At 63.8% G+C, this 21,134-nt stretch carries 10 protein-coding genes; 9 read left to right on the forward strand and 1 reads right to left on the reverse strand.

The window, feature by feature from the left end; translation table 11 throughout:
* Positions 1 to 20 precede the first annotated feature (20 nt).
* Positions 21 to 10,688, reverse strand: a complete 10,668-nt coding sequence (locus I6L33_RS16585; protein WP_216972953.1) for a retention module-containing protein — start codon at positions 10,686 to 10,688, stop codon at positions 21 to 23.
* Between the two features lie 720 nt (positions 10,689 to 11,408).
* Between I6L33_RS16585 and nrfA the strand changes: the two genes are divergently transcribed.
* The 9 genes from nrfA (at position 11,409) to pbpG (ending at position 21,046) form a co-directional block, all read left to right on the forward strand.
* Positions 11,409 to 12,854 (forward strand): ammonia-forming nitrite reductase cytochrome c552 subunit, encoded by a 1,446-nt coding sequence (gene nrfA / locus I6L33_RS16590; protein ID WP_211050653.1) that lies wholly within the window; start codon positions 11,409 to 11,411, stop codon positions 12,852 to 12,854.
* Positions 12,855 to 12,905: 51 nt separating this feature from the next.
* The gene (nrfB, locus tag I6L33_RS16595; protein WP_017765448.1) at positions 12,906 to 13,499 is read left to right on the forward strand and encodes a cytochrome c nitrite reductase pentaheme subunit; all 594 of its coding nucleotides are present in this window, start codon (positions 12,906 to 12,908) and stop codon (positions 13,497 to 13,499) included.
* On the forward strand, positions 13,496 to 14,170 hold the full coding sequence (gene nrfC / locus I6L33_RS16600; protein WP_054545001.1) for a cytochrome c nitrite reductase Fe-S protein: 675 nt from the start codon (positions 13,496 to 13,498) through the stop codon (positions 14,168 to 14,170). Before nrfB ends, nrfC begins: the two co-directional genes overlap by 4 nt.
* 90 nt (positions 14,171 to 14,260) lie before the next feature.
* Positions 14,261 to 15,214: a cytochrome c nitrite reductase subunit NrfD gene (gene nrfD, locus I6L33_RS16605; RefSeq protein WP_216972954.1), complete on the forward strand. Its 954-nt coding sequence runs from the start codon at positions 14,261 to 14,263 to the stop codon at positions 15,212 to 15,214.
* Positions 15,215 to 15,386: 172 nt separating this feature from the next.
* Complete coding sequence (nrfE, locus tag I6L33_RS16610) at positions 15,387 to 17,348, forward strand: heme lyase NrfEFG subunit NrfE (protein ID WP_216974142.1); 1,962 nt, start codon at positions 15,387 to 15,389, stop codon at positions 17,346 to 17,348.
* Positions 17,345 to 17,944 (forward strand): DsbE family thiol:disulfide interchange protein, encoded by a 600-nt coding sequence (locus tag I6L33_RS16615; RefSeq protein WP_216972955.1) that lies wholly within the window; start codon positions 17,345 to 17,347, stop codon positions 17,942 to 17,944. The genes nrfE and I6L33_RS16615 overlap by 4 nt, the downstream gene beginning before the upstream one ends.
* A complete protein-coding gene (gene nrfF / locus I6L33_RS16620; RefSeq protein WP_216972956.1) occupies positions 17,941 to 19,131 on the forward strand; it encodes a heme lyase NrfEFG subunit NrfF in 1,191 nt (396 codons plus the stop codon). Before I6L33_RS16615 ends, nrfF begins: the two co-directional genes overlap by 4 nt.
* Before the next feature lie 137 nt (positions 19,132 to 19,268).
* A complete protein-coding gene (locus I6L33_RS16625; protein ID WP_005300289.1) occupies positions 19,269 to 19,724 on the forward strand; it encodes an NUDIX pyrophosphatase in 456 nt (151 codons plus the stop codon).
* A 401-nt stretch (positions 19,725 to 20,125) separates the two neighbouring features.
* Positions 20,126 to 21,046, forward strand: a complete 921-nt coding sequence (pbpG, locus tag I6L33_RS16630; RefSeq protein WP_017782682.1) for a D-alanyl-D-alanine endopeptidase — start codon at positions 20,126 to 20,128, stop codon at positions 21,044 to 21,046.
* Positions 21,047 to 21,134: the final 88 nt, after the last annotated feature.

Consider the following 21,134-nt stretch of genomic DNA (forward strand, 5'->3'; position numbering starts at 1 on the left):
TTTTATTCACATCCGCCCCATCAAGGGTGCTGGACGATCAGGCTGTGCTGATCCAGCATGCTCTGCAGGATGTCGTGGGACGAGGTACCGCCAAGCTGCCAGCTGCTCAAGTCCACCCCCTTCAGGGTGATCTGCTGGGTCACCTGGCCATCCCCCGCCGGCGACACCGAGAGGTTCACGTCGCTCAGGCCGTTGCTCGCGCTGGTCACCGACGCCTGCAGATGGCCCAGCAGGCCGTCCACGCTGCTGTCGGTCACCCCCTTGAGCAGGTCCGCCAGATCGATCCTGTCACCCGCCTGCGAGCTGAAATCGGTGATGGTGTCGATGGCGGGCTGGCCTGCACTCCCCGCATCCCCCTGCTGCCAGACGAAGAGATCGCTGCCGGCGCCGCCGGTCAGGATGTCATCGTCCTTGCCGCCCAGCAGGCGATCATCGCCCGTGCTGCCAAACAGCCAATCCCCCTGATCCGATCCCGTCAGCGTATGACCGGCCTGGGTATGGATGGTCACGGTATCGAGGGGGGAGCTGATGGTAGTGCCCCCCAGACTCGACTCTGCGCTCAGTCCCAGCACATGGTCTCCCGCCGTCAGGCCGTCCAGATAGAGCGGCAGCGAGTGGCCACCCGGAATGAGCCAGTCGCCGTTGCTATCGGCATGGCCGACCTGCTGCCCCTGCTCATCCAGCACCTGGGCCCCCGCCAGACCGCTGATGCGCAGCGACAGCTCGCCCGGTACCGGATTGACCACGCTGGCGGTCAGATTGAGCGGCACCATGGTCCCCTGCAGGGCATGGATCTCGTGGGGCCCCACCGTCAGGCTCGGCAGATCCGGTTCGGCCGTCACCGTGATGATCACTTGATCGGTGTCGCTCAAGGGCCCGCCCGCACCGCTGTTGCCCTGATCCGAGGTGGTGATGGTGAGGTTGTCCTCACCCCAGAAATCCCTGGCCGGTTCATAGTGCAGGTTGCCGGCCAGCAGTTGGTTGAGATCGGCAAGCGACCCCACCAGGGTCATCTCGTTGCTGCCCGCCCCCTGTACCGAGACCGCGCCCGCCGCTCCCAGCAGGGTCAGCACCCCGTGCTCGACCCGCAGTACCATGGCCATGGGCGCACTGCCGGCATCCACATCCTTCACGCTGATGCCGGATAGCGACAGAGAGCCATCCTCTTTTACCGTCATGCTGCCCGGCAGCTGATTGACCGGCGCATCGTTGACCGCCAGCACCTCAATGGGCACTACGTCGGTGTCGCTCAAGGGGCCGCCGCTGCCGGTGTTGCCCCGATCATCGGTCACCATGGTGAGCCGATCCTGGCCGTTGAAGTCCTGCTCGCCCAGATAGGTCACGCCGCCCGCCAGCAATGCATTGATGGCATCGAGCGACCCGCTCAGCACCTGGGTTCCCGTACCGTTGCCGGTCAGGGTCACGCCGCTGCCATCCGCCAGGGTGAGGGTGCCATGCTCCACCGAGAGGCGCACCTCTATGGTGCTGTTGCCCGCATCCACGTCTTTGACCTGCAGACCGTCAATGCGATAGGGCACATCCTCTTCGGCCACCAGCGGCGTCGTGGGCAGAATGTTCTCGGGCGCGTCGTTGACCGCCGCTATGGTGACATCGATGCTGCCCTTCACCTCTGGCCCCAGCGCGCCGTTGTCCAGGCTCTGGGCGATCACCTCGAGGTTCAGGGTGCCATTGACGTCGTTGGTCACCAGCAGCAGGCTCGCCAGGTTGCCGCCCACCGTGGTCACCTGCCAGTCGCCGTTCGGCAGTCTGATGGCCTCACCGGCCACCCCGTCCGGCAGGGCGATGGCGGCCCCTTCCGGCACGTTGCGAATGGTCACCCGCACCTGCTCGGCGCCATTTTCATGCACATTGCTCGCACTGCCGCCGGTGGCCTGGGTATCGCGGGTCTCCAGCCCCAGATTGAGCTGGATCCTGTCGCCCTCCACCCCGCTGGCGGTGGGCACCAGATCGCTGATGAGCGCATCCCCCACCGGATTGACGGTCACGGTGAAGCTCCCACTGGTTTCGAGCGGCAAGGTCAACCCCTGGTCGAGGGTAAAGGCGCTCAGGGTGAGATCCACGGTGCCGCTGAAATCGGCCGGCGGGATCAGGGTCAGCTTGGCAAAGTCGGTGCCTACCGGTACCTGCCAGACACCGCCCCCATTGTTAATCGCCGGGGCCGAGAGAGTGAAACCGTCCGGCACTCCTTTTATCTGCAGCGCCACTATCTGCTCGGAGCCATCGGTGTCGATGAGGGCAGCCCCGAGGCCCGCCAGGCTGATGACGCCATCCTCGTCGCCCGCCACATCGTGCAGCGTGAGCACGGCCGGATCGTTGACCGGTCGCACCTCAAAGCCGACCTGCCCGCTCCAGCTGCCGCGATCCGTACCCGTGGTGGCGGTGTCGAGAATATCCACCGTCACGTCGAGCGGCACCTGACCGCTGAAGTGCTCTTTGGGCACGAACACCAGATCCTTGAGATCCGCCGGGTCGTTCACCGTGAGGGTAGAGACCGGCTGGCCGTGCTTGTCGAGGAAGTGACCATATTGGGGATCCACGGTCACGACCACCCGCTCCACCGTTTCCAGACCGCCGTTGGCGACCGAGGGGCTGATATCGGCCAGTTTCACCGACAGATCGAGGTGGATCTCGGTGTCTTCCAGGTTGTCCGGCTGGCCGTCGCCGTTCATATCCTTCACGTTCAGTTGCAGCTCGGGCAGGCCATCCGCTCCGCCATTGATGTCCACCTCCGGGGTGATGGAGAGGGTGATCTCTTTCTCTACCATCCTGGAGTCACCGCTGACAGTGTCGGTGTTGACCAGACGCACGTTGAAGTGCAGGCCGTCGCCGGCGTAATCCTCAGGCAAGGTCAGGGTCAGCCGGTCGAGATCATCGAGGCCACCCGGCAACTTGATCAGGTACTCGCCGTTGACGAAGTCGAAGGTGAGCCCCTGCACATTGACGCCGGTGGGCAGTCCTGTGATGACGATGCTGAGCTCGTCGTCACCGCTGTCTGCCGTACCCAGGGTCACCATCTGCTTGAGCTGACTGCCGAAATTGACGCTCTGATCCTCCACCCCGGTGATGGGGGCACTGTTGTCGAAATCGACGTCGGCGGCCACCTGGCCCGAGTGGGTCGCGCCATTAAAGTCGGCGCTGGCGGTGAGCTCCCGATAGGCTGGTGCGCTCACATCCCCCTCGTTGTTGTCACCAAGGTCGATCACCCTGGCGCTGACCTTGAAGGTGACGGTACCGGTAAAGCCATCCGGCGAGCGCAGGGCATAGCTGCCGAGGGCGTCGTGGGGGATGGTCCAGTTGCCCTGACCGTCGTTGATCCCGCCCACCACCACGAAGCCCGACGGCAGGTCGCTGATCACCAGATAATCGATGGTCTCGACGCTGCTGGGGTCCAGATCCTCGAACACGAAGACGCCGTCCAGCGGGATATCGTGCCCGTCCGGGCTCTCCAGCTGGCCGGTCTGCACCAGATTGCCATCGGGCTCCACCACCGCCTGGATATCCAGATGCAGAGTGCCCTCGATCACCTTCTGGGCGGTGGCGCTGGAGTCCACGTCCACCTGCGTCACCGTGACATGGCTCTGGATACGGGTGTCTCTGTCGCTGTCTTCGGGCCCTTTCACCAGCAGCTGGCCACCGCCGAGCAGGCTCTGCAGCTCGGCGTTGCTCAACTCCACGGCGCCGCCGCTCACGGTCAGCCGGGTCTCGGCCCCGCCCGCACGGATCCAGACTTCATACCCGGGCTCGATACCGGAGAGGCCGAGGTGTGTCACCTGCTCGGCGCCGTCGGTCAGGTCAGGCTGCCAGTCGAGGACGGTGAACTGATCCTCCAGGCCATGACTGGTCTTGGCGTAGTCGGTGGCGTCGATGGCCGGCTCCACCTTGATGGTGAGCGGCACCTCGAAACTCTTGCTGTCGCCGTCGTTCTCGGTCACCACAACATGACCGATGAGGTGCAGGTCGGCGGTGCTGTTGGCCGGCGGCTGGATCTGCAGGTTGCCAAGGCTCGACACATCCACCTGATAGAGGAGGTTGCCCTTGCCGTCTAGCCCGGCGAAGGTGAGGGTCAGCGCCTTGCCATTGCCGTCGAACACCTTGGCCCCTGCCGGCAGCCCTTCCAGCACCAGGTTCAAGGTTTCCGAGTGATCCAGCGGGGTGTCGGTCCACTCCCCGGAGGTGAGCTTGAAGTCCAGCGGTGCCCGACCATCCTCCTGGATAGTGATGGTGTAGCCGTTGCCATCCTGGCTCCAGCCGGAGGTATTGAGGTCGAAATGGGGCTCGTCCACCACCCCCACCAGATCCACATGCAGGGTCTGGGCGCCGGTCTCCTTCTCGTTCACCACGGTATGGGGCTGGCCATTGGCATCGGTCAGGGTGGCCGTGTCCTTCACTACCCCCTTGATGGTGAGATCGAAGTCGACGTTGCTGTTTTTTGGCGGCAGCAGCTTGAGGTCATTGATGCGATCGAAGGGCACTTCGTAGTAGCCGTTGGCATCCAGGGTGACCGCTACCCCGCCGAGCCACAGGGTTGCCCCGGCAGGCAGGCCGCCGATGCGCACGAACAGCTGCTCGGAGCCATCTGTGGTGTCCCCCAGGTGGGCCAGGCCAATCTTGCTGCCCAGATCGATCAGGGTGTCCTCCTTGCCCTGAATGTCGCGCACGGTCAGCTTGGCATCATCCGCCAGCGGATTGACGTTGATCACCAGCTCGATGGCATCCCCAAACGCCTTGTTCTGGCCGCTGGCGACCGGCGCCTTCTCGGTACTGACCGGGGTGATGGAGAGCTTGATGTCGCCGCTGAAATCCTTGGCAGGGACCACGCTCACCTTGTTGATGTTGCCGGCCGAGACGCTGTAGAGGCCGCTGGCGTTTGGCTTGAGCTCGGCCCCGTTGAGCATGAGGGTGCCCTGACCCGCCTCCCACCGGATCTGGTAGCTCAGGGTCTCTGAGCCATCCGTATCGGTGAGGCCCGCCTGCACATTGAGCCTGATGCCGCTGCTGTCTTCATGGGTGTCGTAGTGCTGGCTGGTATGGCCGGTATCCCACAGCGGCTTGTCGGCCACGCCGCGTACCGTGATGGCGAGATCGCCGGTGACTGGCGCCGGGGCATCCCCCTCGGTCACCCCCACCTGCAATTGCACCTGGAAGTGGAGCGGCTGGCCCTGGTTGCTCCAGCTGGACCAATCGGCCGCCGGCACAAAGGTCACCCCCTGGGCGCGGTAGTGCACGTTATCGCTGGTGACCATGGCCTCGGGCGGCACGATAAACCAGTTGCCATCCGCGGTGGTGGCAAGGGCAACCCCGTTGTAATAGAAGCTGCCGTGGGCATTGGCCGGCGCCTGAACAAGGAGCTGCTCCACGTGCTCGCCCCGATCGAAATCGCCGATATCGAGCTGCATCTGGATGGGGATACCGGCGCTCGGATCCTGCGCTCCCTGATCTTCGTTGCCGAGGGCCGCAGTGACGGTGAAGCTCACCGGCTCATCCTGCAGATGGAGGGTCAGGGTGCTGTCGGCACGGTCACCGTCGCCATCCACCAGATGGGCGGTGATGACCTGGCTCAGCTGGGCATTGTCGTGATCAAACCCGGCCGCCGGGGTGAAACGGTAGCTACCATCGGCCGAAATGGTGAGAGAGCCCATCACCTGCTTGCCATCCGGGCTCATCACCTCCTGAGTGAGGGTGCCATTGACGGCATAGGTCTGGCCATTGATGGTGATCGACTCGACCCGGGCACCATCGGCGCCTTCATTCGCGGCCGGCAGCAGATCGCCGCTGACGGGGGAACTCCCCTCGTTCAGGGTATGCGCCAGCACGGTACCGATGGGCATGTCATCCTCTACCGTCACGGTCACGCTCACATTGGGGCTGCGATCGCCATCGTGATCGGTGACAAAGAGCGGCACCTCGATGGCAAGATCATCTTTACCCTGCACGCCGTGATCGAGCTGCCCCACCAGATAGACGCTGTAGCTGCCGGTGACGTCGAGGTGAACCCAGAAGACCGGTTTGCCACCCTCTGCCGTGGCCAGATACCAGCCCGGGCTGTGGGCCGCCAGGATCACCTCCTTGCCACCCGAGGTGAGGTGGTTTGCCTGATTGAAGGCCGCCACGTCAAGCTCGAGGGAGGCGACCCGATCCGAGCCAGCGCTGATGGTCACCTTGCCGCTGGCCACCTCGCCCTGATCCGCCGGCGTGGTGCCCGGATGCTGGCTGGCGGAGCCATCGAGGGCAGACTCCTTCACCGCGACCGCGTCGATGGCCGAGATGAGAGGATCCGCGCCGTCCGTCACCCTGATGGTGGCAGACCCCTGGCTCTGGCTGCCATCGCTGTCGGTGACCTGCACCGGCAGTGTCAGCTCAAGCTGGTCATCGGCGCCGTGATCCAGGTTGGTATGCACCGTCACCTGATAGTCGAGGGTCGCAGTGGTGTGAGCGCCGATAGTCGCTGGCACCTGCACCAGGGTCACCGTCATCACCACCAGCCCGCCGGCCGTGATCGCCTGGAAGCTGTGGCCGTCGCTGCCCACCGCCTGCCAGGTCAAGGCTTCGCCATTATGGGTGATGGGGTTGCCATTGGCATCCACTGCCTGGCCCGCCAAGGTCAGACGCACATCGACCACTGGGTCAGAGTCGGCGGTGATGGTGATCTTGCCGGTGGCCTGCTGATCGTCCGCACTCTGGTTATTGGCGGCGCCATCGAAGCGCCCTTCACCGAGAGTCACGCCGGTCAGCGTCAGCGTCGGTTTCTCCCCCTCGCCAATCCGGATGGTGAGGGTGCCACTGGTGCTGTCGTTGTTGCCGCCCGCCTTGTCGTAGTCGTTGACGATCACCTTGATGGGCAGCTCGGTCACGGCGTTGGCGCCCTGATGGAGCCCCTGATAGAGGGTCACCTGATAGTCAAAACCGTTCTTGCCCGCCTGATCCAGCGTGCCGACCAGCCGCACCTCAAACACCTCGACCCGCTGGCCATCCACCATCACGAAGCCCTTGAGCAGCTGGCTGCCCGGGATCTTCGGATCCCCATCCACCAGCTGATATTGCACCGGCTGACCGAGCGCGGTGAGCGCCGGCTGCTGGCCGGCATCGGCAAAGGCCACTTCGACCACCCGATCCGACCCTGCCTGCACATCGAAATGGCCGGTCTGGCTCAGGCTGTTGCTGCCGGTCAGATCCCCTTCATTCAGGGTGACGCCGCTGCCTGCCACAAAGGTGGGAGCGCGGCCATCGTGAATGGTGAGCGGCAGCGTGGTGCCGATCTCGTCGCCATCCTGGTCGGCCAGTGTCACCGCCAGCGGCAGCGAGAGGGCATCGCTCCCCAGATGATCCAGCTCACCCGCGAGGGTGACCCTGGCGCTCACGCTCCAGTTGCCGCTTTGCTCGACCAGGCTCAACTCGGCGCGCAGGATCTCGCGTCCATCCGCCGTGATGCCCACCAGCTGGCCATCGGCCGCGAGGGAGAAGCTTACCGGACTGCCCTGGCTGGTGAGCCCGATCAGGGTGCGCTGGATGGTGGCAATGTCAAAACCGAGGGAGGCAGGATCGAGTGCATCGCTGCCGTGGGTCACCACGAAACTCATGGTGCTGACCGCTGCCGCCTCCCCTTGCGCCATCTCGGTGATGGCGGTGCCGGTGACGGCGGAGATGGTCGGGTTGGCACCATCACCTACCGCCACCCTGATGGTTGTGGCCACCTTGTCACCGTCGCTGTCAGTCAGGGTCAGCCCCGCCGTCAGCAGTGCATCCGCACGGCCCTGGTCCAGCGGCTGATGGAGGGTAAAGCTGTACTTGCCGTCGTTCCCCAGAGTCAGGGTAAAGACCAGCTCGCCATCTGGGGTACGCCCCTCGATAAGGTGATCGGCCACCGTGACCGTGACGCTCTGCTGGCCCGAGCTGAGCCCCTGCAGGCCCGGCTGATTGGCATCAAACACGATGCTCACCAGCGGGTCGCTGCCCGCCGTGATGGCAAGCTCGCCACCAAGGGTCTGACCTTGCTGCCAGTCGCTGTCCTCGGTGAGGGTCAGGGAAACAGGGTCAACCTGCGGCAAAGCGCCGTCGATGATGGTGATGTTGAGGGTGCCGAGGTTGCTCCGATCGCCGTCAAAGTCGCGACCCACCACCTGCAGCCCCAGATTGACGCTGTCGGTGGCCACCGGCTGATCCAGCACGCCGTCGAGCTCAAGATGATACTTGCCATCGAGATCCAGAGTGACGGTCAGGATGCCCTTGCCGTCTGCGTCCAGCAGGGTGATGAGGTTGCCGTTCACCTGATAGCTGGTGGGCTTGCCACCGCTGGTGAGGCCCGCCAGGGCCGGCTGGCTCGCCTCAAAGCTGAGAGAGACCAGGCGATCGCTGCCCACCGTCACCGGCAGCTGACCATCGATGCTCTGCTGGCCCCCCTCTTGCAGCGAGACCCCCTTGTCCAGACCGAGCGAAGGATCGCGGCCGTCGTCTATGGTCAGGGTCAGGTTGGCACTGGTGGTGTCACCATCAATCTCGCTGGCGCTCACCTGCAACCCCAGCGAGAGGCTGTCGCTGCTCTGATGATCGAGCGGACCTGTGAGGGTGACCACCACCCGGCCACCCACATCGCTCCCCTGCTGGTCGGCCAGCAGTTGGGCACGCAATACTTCAACCCGCTGACCATTGCTGCCCGGGTAGTAACCCAGCAGGGTACGATCATCGGCAAATTCGAAGGCAAGCGGATGACCATCGCTGGCAAGGCCTGCACTGTTGAGACTGGCCAGGGTGTCACTCTGGTTGCTGAACACCAGCGAGTCGGCCAGCAGGGGATCGGCGGTGTGGCCAACCACGAAACGGCTCTCGCCGACCACGGCGGCGCCATTGGTGAAATCATCCTCGGTGAGGGTGATGGCCGGGATCTCGAAGCTCGGCGGGTTGCTGTCCAGCAGAGTGATCACCAGCGGCGCTTTGACCAGATCACCGTCGCCGTCGCGGTATTCGAGGTTGAACGGCAGACGCAGAGCATCATCCTGAGTGTGATCCAGACTCTGGTGCCAGACGATGCGATAGCTGCCGTCATTGCCAAGGGTCAAGGTAAAGACGGTGACGCCAGCGGCGCTGGCGGTCAGGGTCTGGCCACCCCAGACATAATCCAGTGCCACACCCTGACTGGTGAGTCCCAACCCCTCGAAAGCACTCTGGTCGGCGGCGAAGGTGACCTGCAGATTGCCATCGATGCCGGCGCCGGTGTTGAGGCTGCCGGTCGCGCCGATCGGGCCATCGGCCAGTCCGGCTTCGGAGAGCGTGAGCGTCTCGCTCTGGCCGATCAGCGGCGCCCCGTCCAAGGCCGAGTTGCCCGCCAGATCGGTGACACTGGCGCGCACCTCAAAAGGTTGCGTGATGCCAGAGAGATCAAGATCTGATACCTGCCAGCGGCCATCGGCCCCCACCAGTGCGGAGGTTGTGAGCAGCGCCTGCCCGTTGCTGCCAACCAGGGTGATGGTCACGCTCTGGCCTGCTTCCACATTGGTGGTGGTGCCGCTCAGGGTGGCATTGCCGTTGCCAAAGAGGGTGGCGGCGTCGAGATCATCGATATCGATGGCGGCCTGGGTATCGACCTCGATGGTGAGGATGTCGCTGGCCCGGTTGCCGGCGATATCCACCGAATCGACCCGAAAATCATGCGCCCCGTCAGCCAGCGTATCGGGCAGCTGATATTGCCAGTTGCCGTTGCCATCCACGGTGAGAGTGGTGAGCACGCTGCCGCCAAGAGACAGGGTGACGGTGGCGCCGGGCTCCCCCTTGCCCTGCAGCAGCGGGGTATTGTCGCGGGTCAGGTCATCGGTCTGGCTGGCGCCGGTGTCGCTCTCATCGGCGAGATCCAGGGTAATGGTGGTGATGGTGTCGAGCAGGGTCTGACCCAGATCGCTGGCGCGGTTGCCGGTGGCATCCTGGGTATCGGCCTGGATGATGAGGGGGCCATCCACCAGCTTGCCGGTAAGGTCGCCAAAGTTGGCCTCCCAGACCAGGCCGGGCAGCACTACAGTAGTGACGGTGAGCCGGTTGCCATCCTGATCCAGCAGGGTGACGGTAACCGGCTGACCAACTTCCACATCCTCGACAAAGCCGCGGATGATGACGCCAGTCACCTCGTCGGCGTTGATGATGTTGTCGTCGGTCTGCGGCTCGGTGATGGTGATGGCGGCAAAGAGATCCCGCTCCCCCTCCAGCAACGGCTCGTCGGCCCGGGGCAAGTCGGCTTGATCCGTATCGAAACCGGCCTCGGCCAGGGTGGCATCATTGGTGCGATCGACCACCACGAAGCCCCCCGAACTGGAGCCGGCCACGCCGCCGATGGTGCCGCCCGCCGCCGGGTTGCCGGCTGCGCTCGCTTCGAACTGGGCAGTGGGGTCGGTGCCTGCGCGGATCGCCGCCTGCAGGGCGGCCAGCTCGCCGTCAGCCGCTGCTGCGGGATCGGCGGGCGGCGCGATGGGCGCCACAGCCCCATCAGCCGCCCCCTCCTCCTGATGGGAGAGCTCGATGGCGTCGGTCAGCTGGTAGCTGCCTTCACCACTGAGGATCCGGTCGCCCGGTTGCAACAAGACGCCGGCCCTGGCGCGCACCACTGTGCCATCGTCATGAATGACGAAGACGGTTCCCTCCAATTGGGTCATGACGGTGGGTTTTTCGATACGCAGCTCTGCCATACAACCTCCAGCAAATAGTGAGCGGGCCCCGGATGCCAATTCGAGTCAAATTTTGAGCGCTTATTTTATAAGCATGTTACTTGCGGATCTCCCCATAATTTCGATAGAAAATGCGATCACGTAGCGGATCCATCCGCTTTTTTGCACGTAAAACGTTTCAATACCGAAACAAGATCCCAATTGAAGACCGCCAGGCAGGATCTGCCTCTATCCTGCCGGATCCAGTATGGCAAAGGCTGACGCATCTTCCCCCACTCCCCCTGATTGAATCGGGCTGCCGACGGGATCCATGGTGCCCTCTTCCGCACCACTCTAAATGCATATTTATTCCCATTAATTTTGTTATCCCCAAATGGATAGAAAGCCGGCCGCATTGAGGACGTCCCCTTGCCTGACGCGGGCTGGCGGGCAACTGTGCCCACTGTCGCCAGGTAGCTGCGTTAACAATGGTGCAATAAGTTGAGTTTCCTCATAATTTAACCGGGATCTCATTTCCGCTTGTTGCCGGCTCCGCCAATTGATCTAGCGCAATCCCGCTCCCGATAAATCATCATTCGTTTTACCCATTTGGTAATATCCAGCTCGAGCAATCGCATAAATACATGGGTTTTATTCACTAATAACAATTAATCGGCCTGCCTGCTCCTGCCTAGTGCGGGGGCTGATGCCCACATCCAGGATGGAACGGTCAGGCTTGGCAATGAGATCGATTTGGGAGTGATGATCGTGAGTTCACACAACAGACAGACTAGGCTGGGCCTCGCCGCCCTGCTGCTTACCACCTGCCTTGGCACCAGCGGCTGGGCACAGGCGGCCGACGAGGCACAAAGCAAGGGCAAGATCGAGGCGCGCAGCGAGCTGTTCGCCAAGGATCACGCCGACCAGTTCAGCAGCTGGAAGGCGACCGGCGAGAGCCGCGAACGCACCGATGCCCTGGCCGAGGACCCCAACATGGTGGTGCTTTGGGGCGGCTATGCCTTCGCCAAGGATTACAACAAGCCGCGCGGTCACTTCTATGCCCTGACCGACGTGCGGGAAACCCTGCGCACCGGCGCCCCCAAGAGCGCCGAAGACGGTCCGCTGCCCATGGCCTGCTGGAGCTGCAAGGGCCCGGACGTGGCCCGCGTCATCGACGAGAAGGGTGAGGATGGCTACTTCAAGGGGATGTGGGCAAAAGGCGGACCCGAGATCGTCAACACCATCGGCTGCGCCGACTGCCACGACACCGCCTCGAAAGAGTTCAAGGAGGGCAAACCCGCCCTGCACCTCTCCCGTCCCTATGCCGATCGCGCCATGACCGCCATTGGCAAGCCGTTCAAGGAGCAGGGCCGCTTCGATCAGCAGTCCCAGGTGTGCGGCCAGTGCCACGTGGAGTACTACTTCACCGGCCCCACCAAGGCGGTGAAATTCCCCTGGGACAAGGGCACCACAGTGGAGCAGATGGAGCAGTATTACGACGAGATAGGCTTTGCCGACTGGACCCACGCCCTCTCCAAGACCCCCATGCTCAAAGCCCAGCACCCCGAGTACGAGACCTGGCGCGCCGGCATTCACGGCCAGAACAACGTCGCCTGCGTCGACTGCCACATGCCCAAGGTGCAGAACGAACAGGGCAAGGTCTACACGGATCACAAGGTGGGCAACCCCTTCGATCGCTTCGACCAGACCTGCCGCAACTGCCACACCCAGAGCAAGGAGATGCTGCAAGGGGTGGTCAAGCAGCGCAAGGATGCCATTCACGATCTCAAGCTCAGAGTCGAGAAGCAGCTGGTGCACGCCCACTTTGAAGCCAAGGCCGCCTGGGATGCTGGCGCCACCGAGGCCGAGATGAAGGACATTCTGCAGGACATCCGTCACGCCCAGTGGCGCTGGGACTTCTCCATCGCCTCCCACGGGGTGCAGATGCACGCCCCGGAAGTGGCGCTGCGCATGCTGGGGACCGCCCTGGACAAGGCCGCCGATGCCCGCACCAAGCTGGCACGCCTGCTGGCCGCCAAGGGGCTCAGCCAGGAGATCGCCATTCCTGACATCTCCAGCAAGGAGAAGGCCCAGGCCGCTCTTGGCATGGACATGAAGCAGATGAACAGCGACAAGGCCCAGTTCCTCAAGACCACAGTCCCCGCCTGGGATGCCGAGGCCAAAGCGGCCGGACGGCTCGCACAATGACGAGGCAGGCGGGCCCGCAGTGTCGGGCCTGCCGCCGGAAGGAGGCTTCCTATGGGTGATTTAACGATGGATTTCTTACGACTGATGCTGATGGCAGCCATGCTGCTGACCAGCCTGCAGGGCCAGGCCGCCGATGCGGCAACCGCCCCGGCACCGACTACACATGAAGTGGAATTTCTGCGCAGTGCCGACAAGGCCTGTACCGACTGCCACAAGGAGCAGGAGTACGGCATGCACGGCAAGCATGGCCAGGCGACCAACCCCAACAACCTGGCGCCGGTCACCTGCACCAACTGCCATGGTCAGCCCTCCCCCAAACACCGGGAAGGGGTCAAGGACGTGATGCGCTTTAGCGACAGCTTCAACAACAAACAGAGCACCGAGAGCTACCCCATCGCCGAGCAGAACGGGGTCTGCATGAGCTGTCACGAGCCCAAAGTGCTGCGCGAGGCGCTCTGGGCCCACGACGTGCACGCCACCAAGCTCACCTGCACCAGCTGCCACCAGCTGCACCCGGCCAAGGAGCCCATGGTGGCAATTCCGGAGAAGTCCCGCATCAAGCTCTGCGTCGACTGCCACAGCAAGCAGCATGAGGCCGTCAAGGCGGCCAAGGCGAACACCACCTCGGGCAAGGAGGCACAATGAGCTGTTCTCGCCGTCAATTCATGGCGGGGATGAGCGCGGGGGCCCTCATCATGATGACGGGGGCTGCTCGTGCCACCACCCTCGCCCACAGCCAGACCATCGACGGGGTCCGCTTTGGCATGATCCACGACGAGACGGCCTGCATCGGCTGTACCGCCTGCATGGATGCCTGCCGGGAGGTGAATCAGGTGCCAGAGGGGGTCTCGCGCCTCGAGATCATCCGCTCCGGCCCCATCGGTGAATTTCCCGATGCCGAGTACCACTTCTTTCGCAAGTCCTGCCAGCACTGCGACAACGCCCCCTGCGTGCACGTCTGCCCGACCGGTGCCTCCCATATCCGCAAGGAGGATGGCATCGTCGACGTCAACCCGGATCTCTGCGTCGGCTGCATGTACTGTCTGGCCGCCTGCCCCTATCAGGTGCGCTTTATCAACCCTGTGACCAAGGTTGCCGACAAGTGCGACTTTTGCCGCAAGACCAACCTGGCGGCGGGCAAGGAGCCGGCCTGCGTGGAGTCCTGCCCCACCAAGGCGCTGGTGTTCGGCAATCTGGATGACCCGGACAGTCCCATCGCCAAACGGCTGGTTAAGGAGACCACCTATCGCTACAAGCAGGCACTCGGCACCTCGCCCAAGATGTACCGCGTGCCCAAAGGGGAGATAAAGTCATGACCATGCAAGCGGCGTTTCACTTCCCCTCGCTGGTGTGGGGATTTGCCCCATCGCCATCTACCACGGCAATAACCGATGGAGGGAATGACCATGTGGCATGACGCATTTCACTTCCCTTCCCTCGTGTGGGACTGGCCCATAGCCATCTATCTCTTTCTGCTCGGCATCTCCGCCGGCGCCACTACCCTCTCGGTGCTGTTGCGCCGCAAGGGGGCCGGCAGCGAGAGCGGCATCATCAAGGCGACCGCCATTCTGGCGCCGGTGAGCGTGGTGCTGGGGTTACTGATCCTCATCTTCCACCTGGCCCGCCCCTGGACCTTCTGGAAGCTGATGTTCCACTACCAGTTCGACTCCGTGATGTCGATGGGGGTCATGCTGTTCCAGATCTACATGGCGGTGCTGTTTGCCTGGCTGGCGGTGGTGTTTCGGACCGAGATCGAGACCTTGCGCAGTCACCTGCTGCAAGAGAAGTTCGCCTTTGTGGATAATCTCATCGCTTGGCTCGCCCGCTTCGAGCAGCTGCTGGCGCCGCTCTTGCTGCTGCTCGCCGTGCTGCTCGGCGCCTACACCGGCTTTCTGTTGTCGGCGCTCAAGACCTATCCGCTGTTGAACAACCCGGTACTGCCGGTGCTGTTCCTCATCTCCGGCGTCAGCTCTGGCATCGCCGCCACCATCTTGCTGGCGGTCACCCTGTTCAAGGAGAACCATCACAGCCAGGGGGTGAGCTTCGTCCACCGCTTCGAGCGGCCGGTGCTGGCGGTGGAGGTGTTGCTGCTGGTCTGCTTCTTTACCGGCCTCTACTTCGGTGGCGGCCAGAAGGAGGCAGCCATGTGGGCTGCCATCGGCAGCGGCTTCTGGGCTCAGGTATTCTGGCTCGGGGTGGTGGGCATCGGCATGCTGCTGCCCCAGTTGCTGGCCCTGCTGGCCCCCGCACCGCTGCGGGCCAAAAACGGCTATCTGGTGCTGGTCTGCAGCCTGACCCTGGTGGGGATCCTGCTGCTGCGCTACTTCGTGCTATACGCCGGCCAGATGACGGTAGTTTAAAGGTATGATCACCAGCGCCAGCCACCCTCGGGTGACTGGCGCTGGTTTGTTGCTGGCCCAATGAATTTCTGGTGATGCCACACCCGTTGCTTGGCAATGTTTTCCCCCAAAGGGAGACGACGCGGCGTGTGTGGCATGACATGAATGACATCAAAGATTGACTGGAGGTTGTGTGCTGGCGGAGCTCGGCTATCTCTCACTGTTGCTGGCGACCGGGCTCGCCCTGCTGCAAGGGCTGCTGCCCTGGCTGGGGCTGCGGCTCGCCTCACGCCCGTTGCTCGGCTGCGCAACACCGCTGGCCCTCCTGGTCGCACTCCTGCTGTTGGCCGCCCTGCTGCTGCTCGCCAGCTGTTTTGGCCAGGATGACTTTACCCTGGTCTATGTGGCCCAGCACGCCAACAGCGCCCTGCCCCTTGGCTTCAAGCTGGCGGCCGTGTGGGGCGGCCACGAGGGCTCCATGCTGTTCTTCGTCTTTGCGCTGGGGCTGTGGGGCGCCCTGGTGGCCCTTTGCTCCAGGCGGGTCGATCCGCTGATTACAACCCGGGTATTGGCCATCATGGGGCTGATCGTCGGGCTGTTCGGCCTCTATACCCTGATCTTCTCCAGCCCGTTTGACCGCCAGTTCCCGGGGCCGCTGGAGGGGCGCGATCTCAACCCCATGCTGCAGGATATCGGCCTCATCATTCACCCGCCCCTGCTCTATCTCGGCTATGTCGGCTTTGCAGTCAACTTCGCCTTCGCCATGGCGGCGCTGCACTCGGGTCGGCTTGATGGCGCCGTGGCCCACTGGAGCCGCCCCTGGGCGCTCGGCTCCTGGGTGTTTCTCACCGCCGGCATAGTGCTCGGGTCCTGGTGGGCCTATTACGAGCTCGGCTGGGGCGGCTGGTGGTTCTGGGATCCGGTGGAAAATGCCTCCCTCTTGCCCTGGCTGCTCGGCACCGCCCTGCTGCACGCCCTGGTGGTGTGCGAGAAGCGCGGCGCTTACGGCCACGCCGTGCTGCTGCTCTCCATCTTTACCTTTTCGCTGAGCCTGCTCGGCACCTTCGTGGTGCGCTCCGGGGTGCTCACCTCGGTGCACGCCTTTGCGGTCGACCCCAGCCGTGGCCTCACCCTGCTGTTGCTGCTCGGCTTGCTATTGACCTGCGCCCTCACCCTGTTTGCCCTGCGGGCGGACATTCGCGCCCCCTATGCCCGCTTTGGCTTGCTGTCAAAAGAGGGGCTGCTCGGCGCCGCCATCCTGCTGCTCAGCGTGGCCTGCGCCAGCGTGCTGCTCGGCACCTTCTACCCCATGGTGTTCCAGTCGCTCCATCTGGGCTCGCTCTCGGTGGGCGCCCCCTATTTCAATACCATCTTCGTGCCGTTGGCCCTCTGCCTGATGGCGCTGATGACCCAGCTGCCGCGTCTGCGCTGGCAGCATCTGGCAGTCCAGCGCCGCATCAAGGTGCTGCTCCCATGCCTGTTCGGCCTGCTGGGGGGCGCCTTGCTGAGCCTCGCCTATCCCGAGCCGCTGCGGGCAAGCTGGCTGGGGCTCGCGGCCAACGTGCTGAGCCTCTGGCTGATGGCCAGCCTGCTGCTCCCGCTCTTGCAACCGACGTCGCTACGCGAGCTCACCCTCAATCGGTTCGGCAGCCTGCTGGCCCACCTCGGGGTGGCGGTGTGCGCCCTCGGCATCGCGCAGGTGAGTCACCACAGCCAGGAGGGGGGCGCCGTGCTCGCCGCAGGCCAGCCCTATCGGCTCGGCGCCTTCGCGTTTCGCTATGAGGGGAGCGAGCCCATCATCGGCCCCAACTACACCGCCGAGCGCATCACCTTGAGTGTGCATCGTGAGGGCCAGGAGGTAGCCAGGCTCACCCCAGAGCGGCGCCACTACAGCGTGCGCACCATGAACATGAACGAGCCCGGCATTGCGTGGGGAATGCTCGGCGATCTCTACGTGGTGCTTGGCGAGAAGATGGGGCCCGGCGCCTATGCCATGCGGCTGCACTACAAGCCGCTGGTGCGCTGGATCTGGCTCGGCGGCCTGTTGATGATGGCGGGCGGCGCCCTGCGCCTGCTCGCCCGCCGGCCGCTGCTGGCTAGCCATCCTGCGCCAGCGACCGCCCCCTGCCCCCGGCTTGAACAGGAGTCCTTATGAACGCCCGTCTGCGCCTGTTCGTGCCACTCCTGCTCACCCTGGTGCTCGGTGCCCTGCTCTGGCTCGGCCTTGGCAACAACCCCTACAGCCAGGATGAGGCAGTCGCTGGGCGCACCCTGCCTGCCTGGCAGAGTGACGATCTGCTTGGTGGCCCCTCCATCCACACTGCGGCGCTCAAGGGGGAGCCCTTCGTGCTCAACGTCTGGGCCAGCTGGTGCCCCAACTGCCGCGCCGAGCATCCGCTACTGGGTGAGCTGGCCAGTACCGTGCCCCTCTATGGCCTCAGCTACCGGGACAAGGGAGACGCTGCTCGCGCCTGGCTCACCGAGGCGGGCAACCCCTATCGCGCCGTGCTGGCCGACCCCGACGGCCGACTCGCGCTGGAGCTCGGCGTCTACGGCACGCCGGAGACCTATCTCTTCGCCGGCGATGGCACCCTGCTGACCCGCCACACGGGTGAGCTCACCCGGGAAGTCTGGCAACGCCAGTTTGCCCCCCTGCTGGCAAAGGCCCGCAGCAACACCGCCAGCCAGCCCGAAGTGGAGAGAGAAGTGGAGATACAAGTGGAGAGAGAAGTGCAGGAGAGCAAGCCATGAGCCGTCTCGGCCACGCCCTGATCGCGCCGCTCTTGCTGACCTTGAGCCTCGGGGCCATTGCCAGCGGGGTCGACACCTATGAGTTTCGCCACCCCGAGCGGCAGACCCGCGCTCAGGAGCTGGCTCGCGCCCTGCGCTGCCCCCAGTGCCAGAACCAGAACCTGGTGGAGTCCAACTCCCCCATCGCCCGGGATCTGCGGCTCGAGGTCTACCGCTGGGTGGACGAGGGACAGTCTGATGAGCAGGTGATCGCCCGCATGACGGCGCGCTTCGGTGACTTCGTGCGCTACGATCCCCCCTTCAAGCGCAGCACGGCGCTGCTGTGGGGCGGCCCCGCCCTCTTGCTGTTGCTGGCGCTCAATCGCCTGCGCAGGAGCCTGCATCGCCGGCAACCGGCGCGGATGCCGCTTATCGGCGACAGAGCCGAGGGGGCGCTCGCCCACGACCCCAGGGCCGAGCTGAACCGGCTGATCATGGCCGAGCAGCAGGCGGGGCTTGCCCCCCACAGCCGCCTCTACCGGGAGCTGGAGCTGGCTCGCCTCGCCAACGCCACCCCACCTGCCGAACAGGCCCTGCACGATCTGCTAGCCAAGGACCGCACCGCCCGTCCGCTGTCCTGGCTGCGCTCCTGGATACTGCTTGGGACCCTGCTGCTGGCGCTGATGGCCGGCATTTATGCCGGCACCGGCCGCTATCAGGCGTGGCAAGCTTATCAGTTGCGCCCCGATCCGCTGGCGGGATTGAGCCCGCGGGATCTGCAGGACAAGGAGCTGGGCGCCCTGCACCAGCGCCTGCAAGCCAACCCCGCCGATCTCGATGGCTGGGCGGCGCTCGGCCAGTTGTATCTCTATCGGGACGAGTACGCCAACGCCCTGCTCGCCTACCAACGCCTCGCCCTGCTGGAGGGGGGCGCCAGCGCGGCGACCCAGGCCGCCCAAGCCACCGTGCTCTACTACCAGGCGGGTCAACAGCTGACCCCGGAGGCGCAGCGCCTGCTGGGTAGTGCGCTCAAACAGGACAAGGGTGAGGTGAGTGCCCTGATACTGCTCGCCTCCGATCACTTCCTGCACGGTCGCTACTCCCGGGCCATCGCCCTCTGGCAGCAGTTGCTGGACGAGGAGCGCCCCCGCATCAACCGGGCCGCGCTGATCGAGGCGATCCAGACCGCCCGTATGATGGGAGGCTAACCGCACGCGTGACAGGGGCTGAATGCCCCTGTCACGTTGGGCCCGCACAAACGCCGCCGGCAGGGAAATAACTTGCCAACCTCCCGTCGGCGGCCGAACAATAGGCGTCCATTGAACCTTATTTTGGAGCCACTCCCATGATCCCCATTCGCTGTAAAACCGTCTCCGGTGTCGCCCTCTCAACGATTGATGGTGAAACAAAGCTGCTGGTGATGAAACGCGTAAAGGGTGGTTTCTGGTGCCATGTGGCGGGCACGGTCGAGGCGGGGGAAACTGGCTGGCAGACCATTATTCGCGAGTTTGGCGAAGAGACGGGTATCAGGGTTTGCGAATTATACACAGCCCATTATCTGGAACAATTTTACGAAAGCGCTTCAAATACGGTGGAGGTAGTGCCGGTCTTTGTGGTCTATTGCCCGCCCAATCAGGTGGTCACCCTCAATGATGAGCATACCGAATATCGCTGGTGCACCTTGGCCGAGGCCAAGGCACTGGTGAGTTTCCCCGGCCAGCAGGCACTCTATGACCATCTCTGGCACTACTTTGTCGAAAACAGCCCCTCGGCGCTGATGCGGGTAGCCATGACGCCATAGCGCGTGAATGCCAGGAGCCCTCTCGTTATCTTCTTGATCCTGTGGTGATCCGCTGCCGGCCATGGCCGCCATCAGCACATGTTGCCCCCCTGAACAGGCCGTTTTCAACAGAGATTATCACCAGGAATGAGTGAAGATAGGGATGCTGGCAATAGAGACCGCTAAAAGATCGATCATCTGACGGCAAGAGGGCGCCACCAGCCGCACACCGCAGCCATGTTTCTCACGCCGACCAGCCCCATCATTACTCGTATGAAGCCGCCCATAGCGCTCATTACCGTTATTTCAAGGTGCGCCATCCCATAAAATTGAAATATCGGGCCATTAGACGTTGTGAAGCGTCAATTACCGTCATATAACTTAGCCAAATATCCCTGTCAGCCGTACGGTAGCGTCAAATCATGATTACTCGCCCTTTTCTTACCCTGTTGCTCGGTGCCTTCCTCGTTCCCGTCAGCATGGAGAGCGCCCAGGCCAATCCGTTTTCAGCCCAGTCCCACTCCCCCAACAGCTTTCTGGAGCAGCGCAACGATCTGGCGCTGAGCTCCGCCGCCTTCGTGGTGGCCAACCCGCGCACCGGTGAAGTGCTGTCGGAGCGCAACGCCAACCGGGTGATGCCGATAGCCTCCATCACCAAGCTGATGACGGCACTGGTGGTGCTCGATGCCAACCAGCGTCTCTCCGAGATGCTGACCGTTACCATGGCCGACGTGGACAGACTCAAGGGCACCGGGTCGCGACTGGCGGTGGGCTCGCGCCTGAGCCGGGCCGACATGTTGCACATCGCCCTGATGTCGTCGGAAAACCGCGCCGCCTCAGCGCTGGCCAGGAACTACCCCGGTGGCCAGCGCGCCTTCATCGAAGCGATGAATGCCAAGGCCCGCATGCTAGGCATGTGGAGCACCCAGTTCTCCGACAGTACCGGGCTCACCCCTCGCAACGTCTCCAGCGCCCACGATCTCGCCAAGCTGGTGGCGGCGGCATCCACCTATCCGCTCATTCGCCAGTACTCCTCCACCGAGGAGCGCATGGTGCGCAACGGCAAGCGTCAGCTGCACTACCTCAACTCCAACCGGCTGGTGCGCGAAGGGAGCTGGCCCATCTCCCTCTCCAAGACCGGCTACATCCGTGAGGCGGGTCGCTGCCTGGTGATGGCCACCCAGATCAACCGCGAGCCGGTGATCATGGTGCTGCTCAACGCCGACACCCCCAACGCCCGGGTGGCCGATGCCAAACGGATCAAATCCTGGCTGGAGACTTCCGGTCGCATGAGCCTGACCGCCCAGTCCAGCCCCCGGACCAAGCTGTTCAGCAGCCAGTAGGCTCCCGGCGATCATCGCCAAAAAAGCCCCCGCATCCAGGTGCGGGGGCTTTTTTTGTTGAGCCTTGTGGCCAAGCCTGCTGGCTACG

Source organism: Aeromonas sp. FDAARGOS 1403 (genome assembly GCF_019047325.1).
GTDB lineage: Bacteria > Pseudomonadota > Gammaproteobacteria > Enterobacterales > Aeromonadaceae > Aeromonas > Aeromonas dhakensis.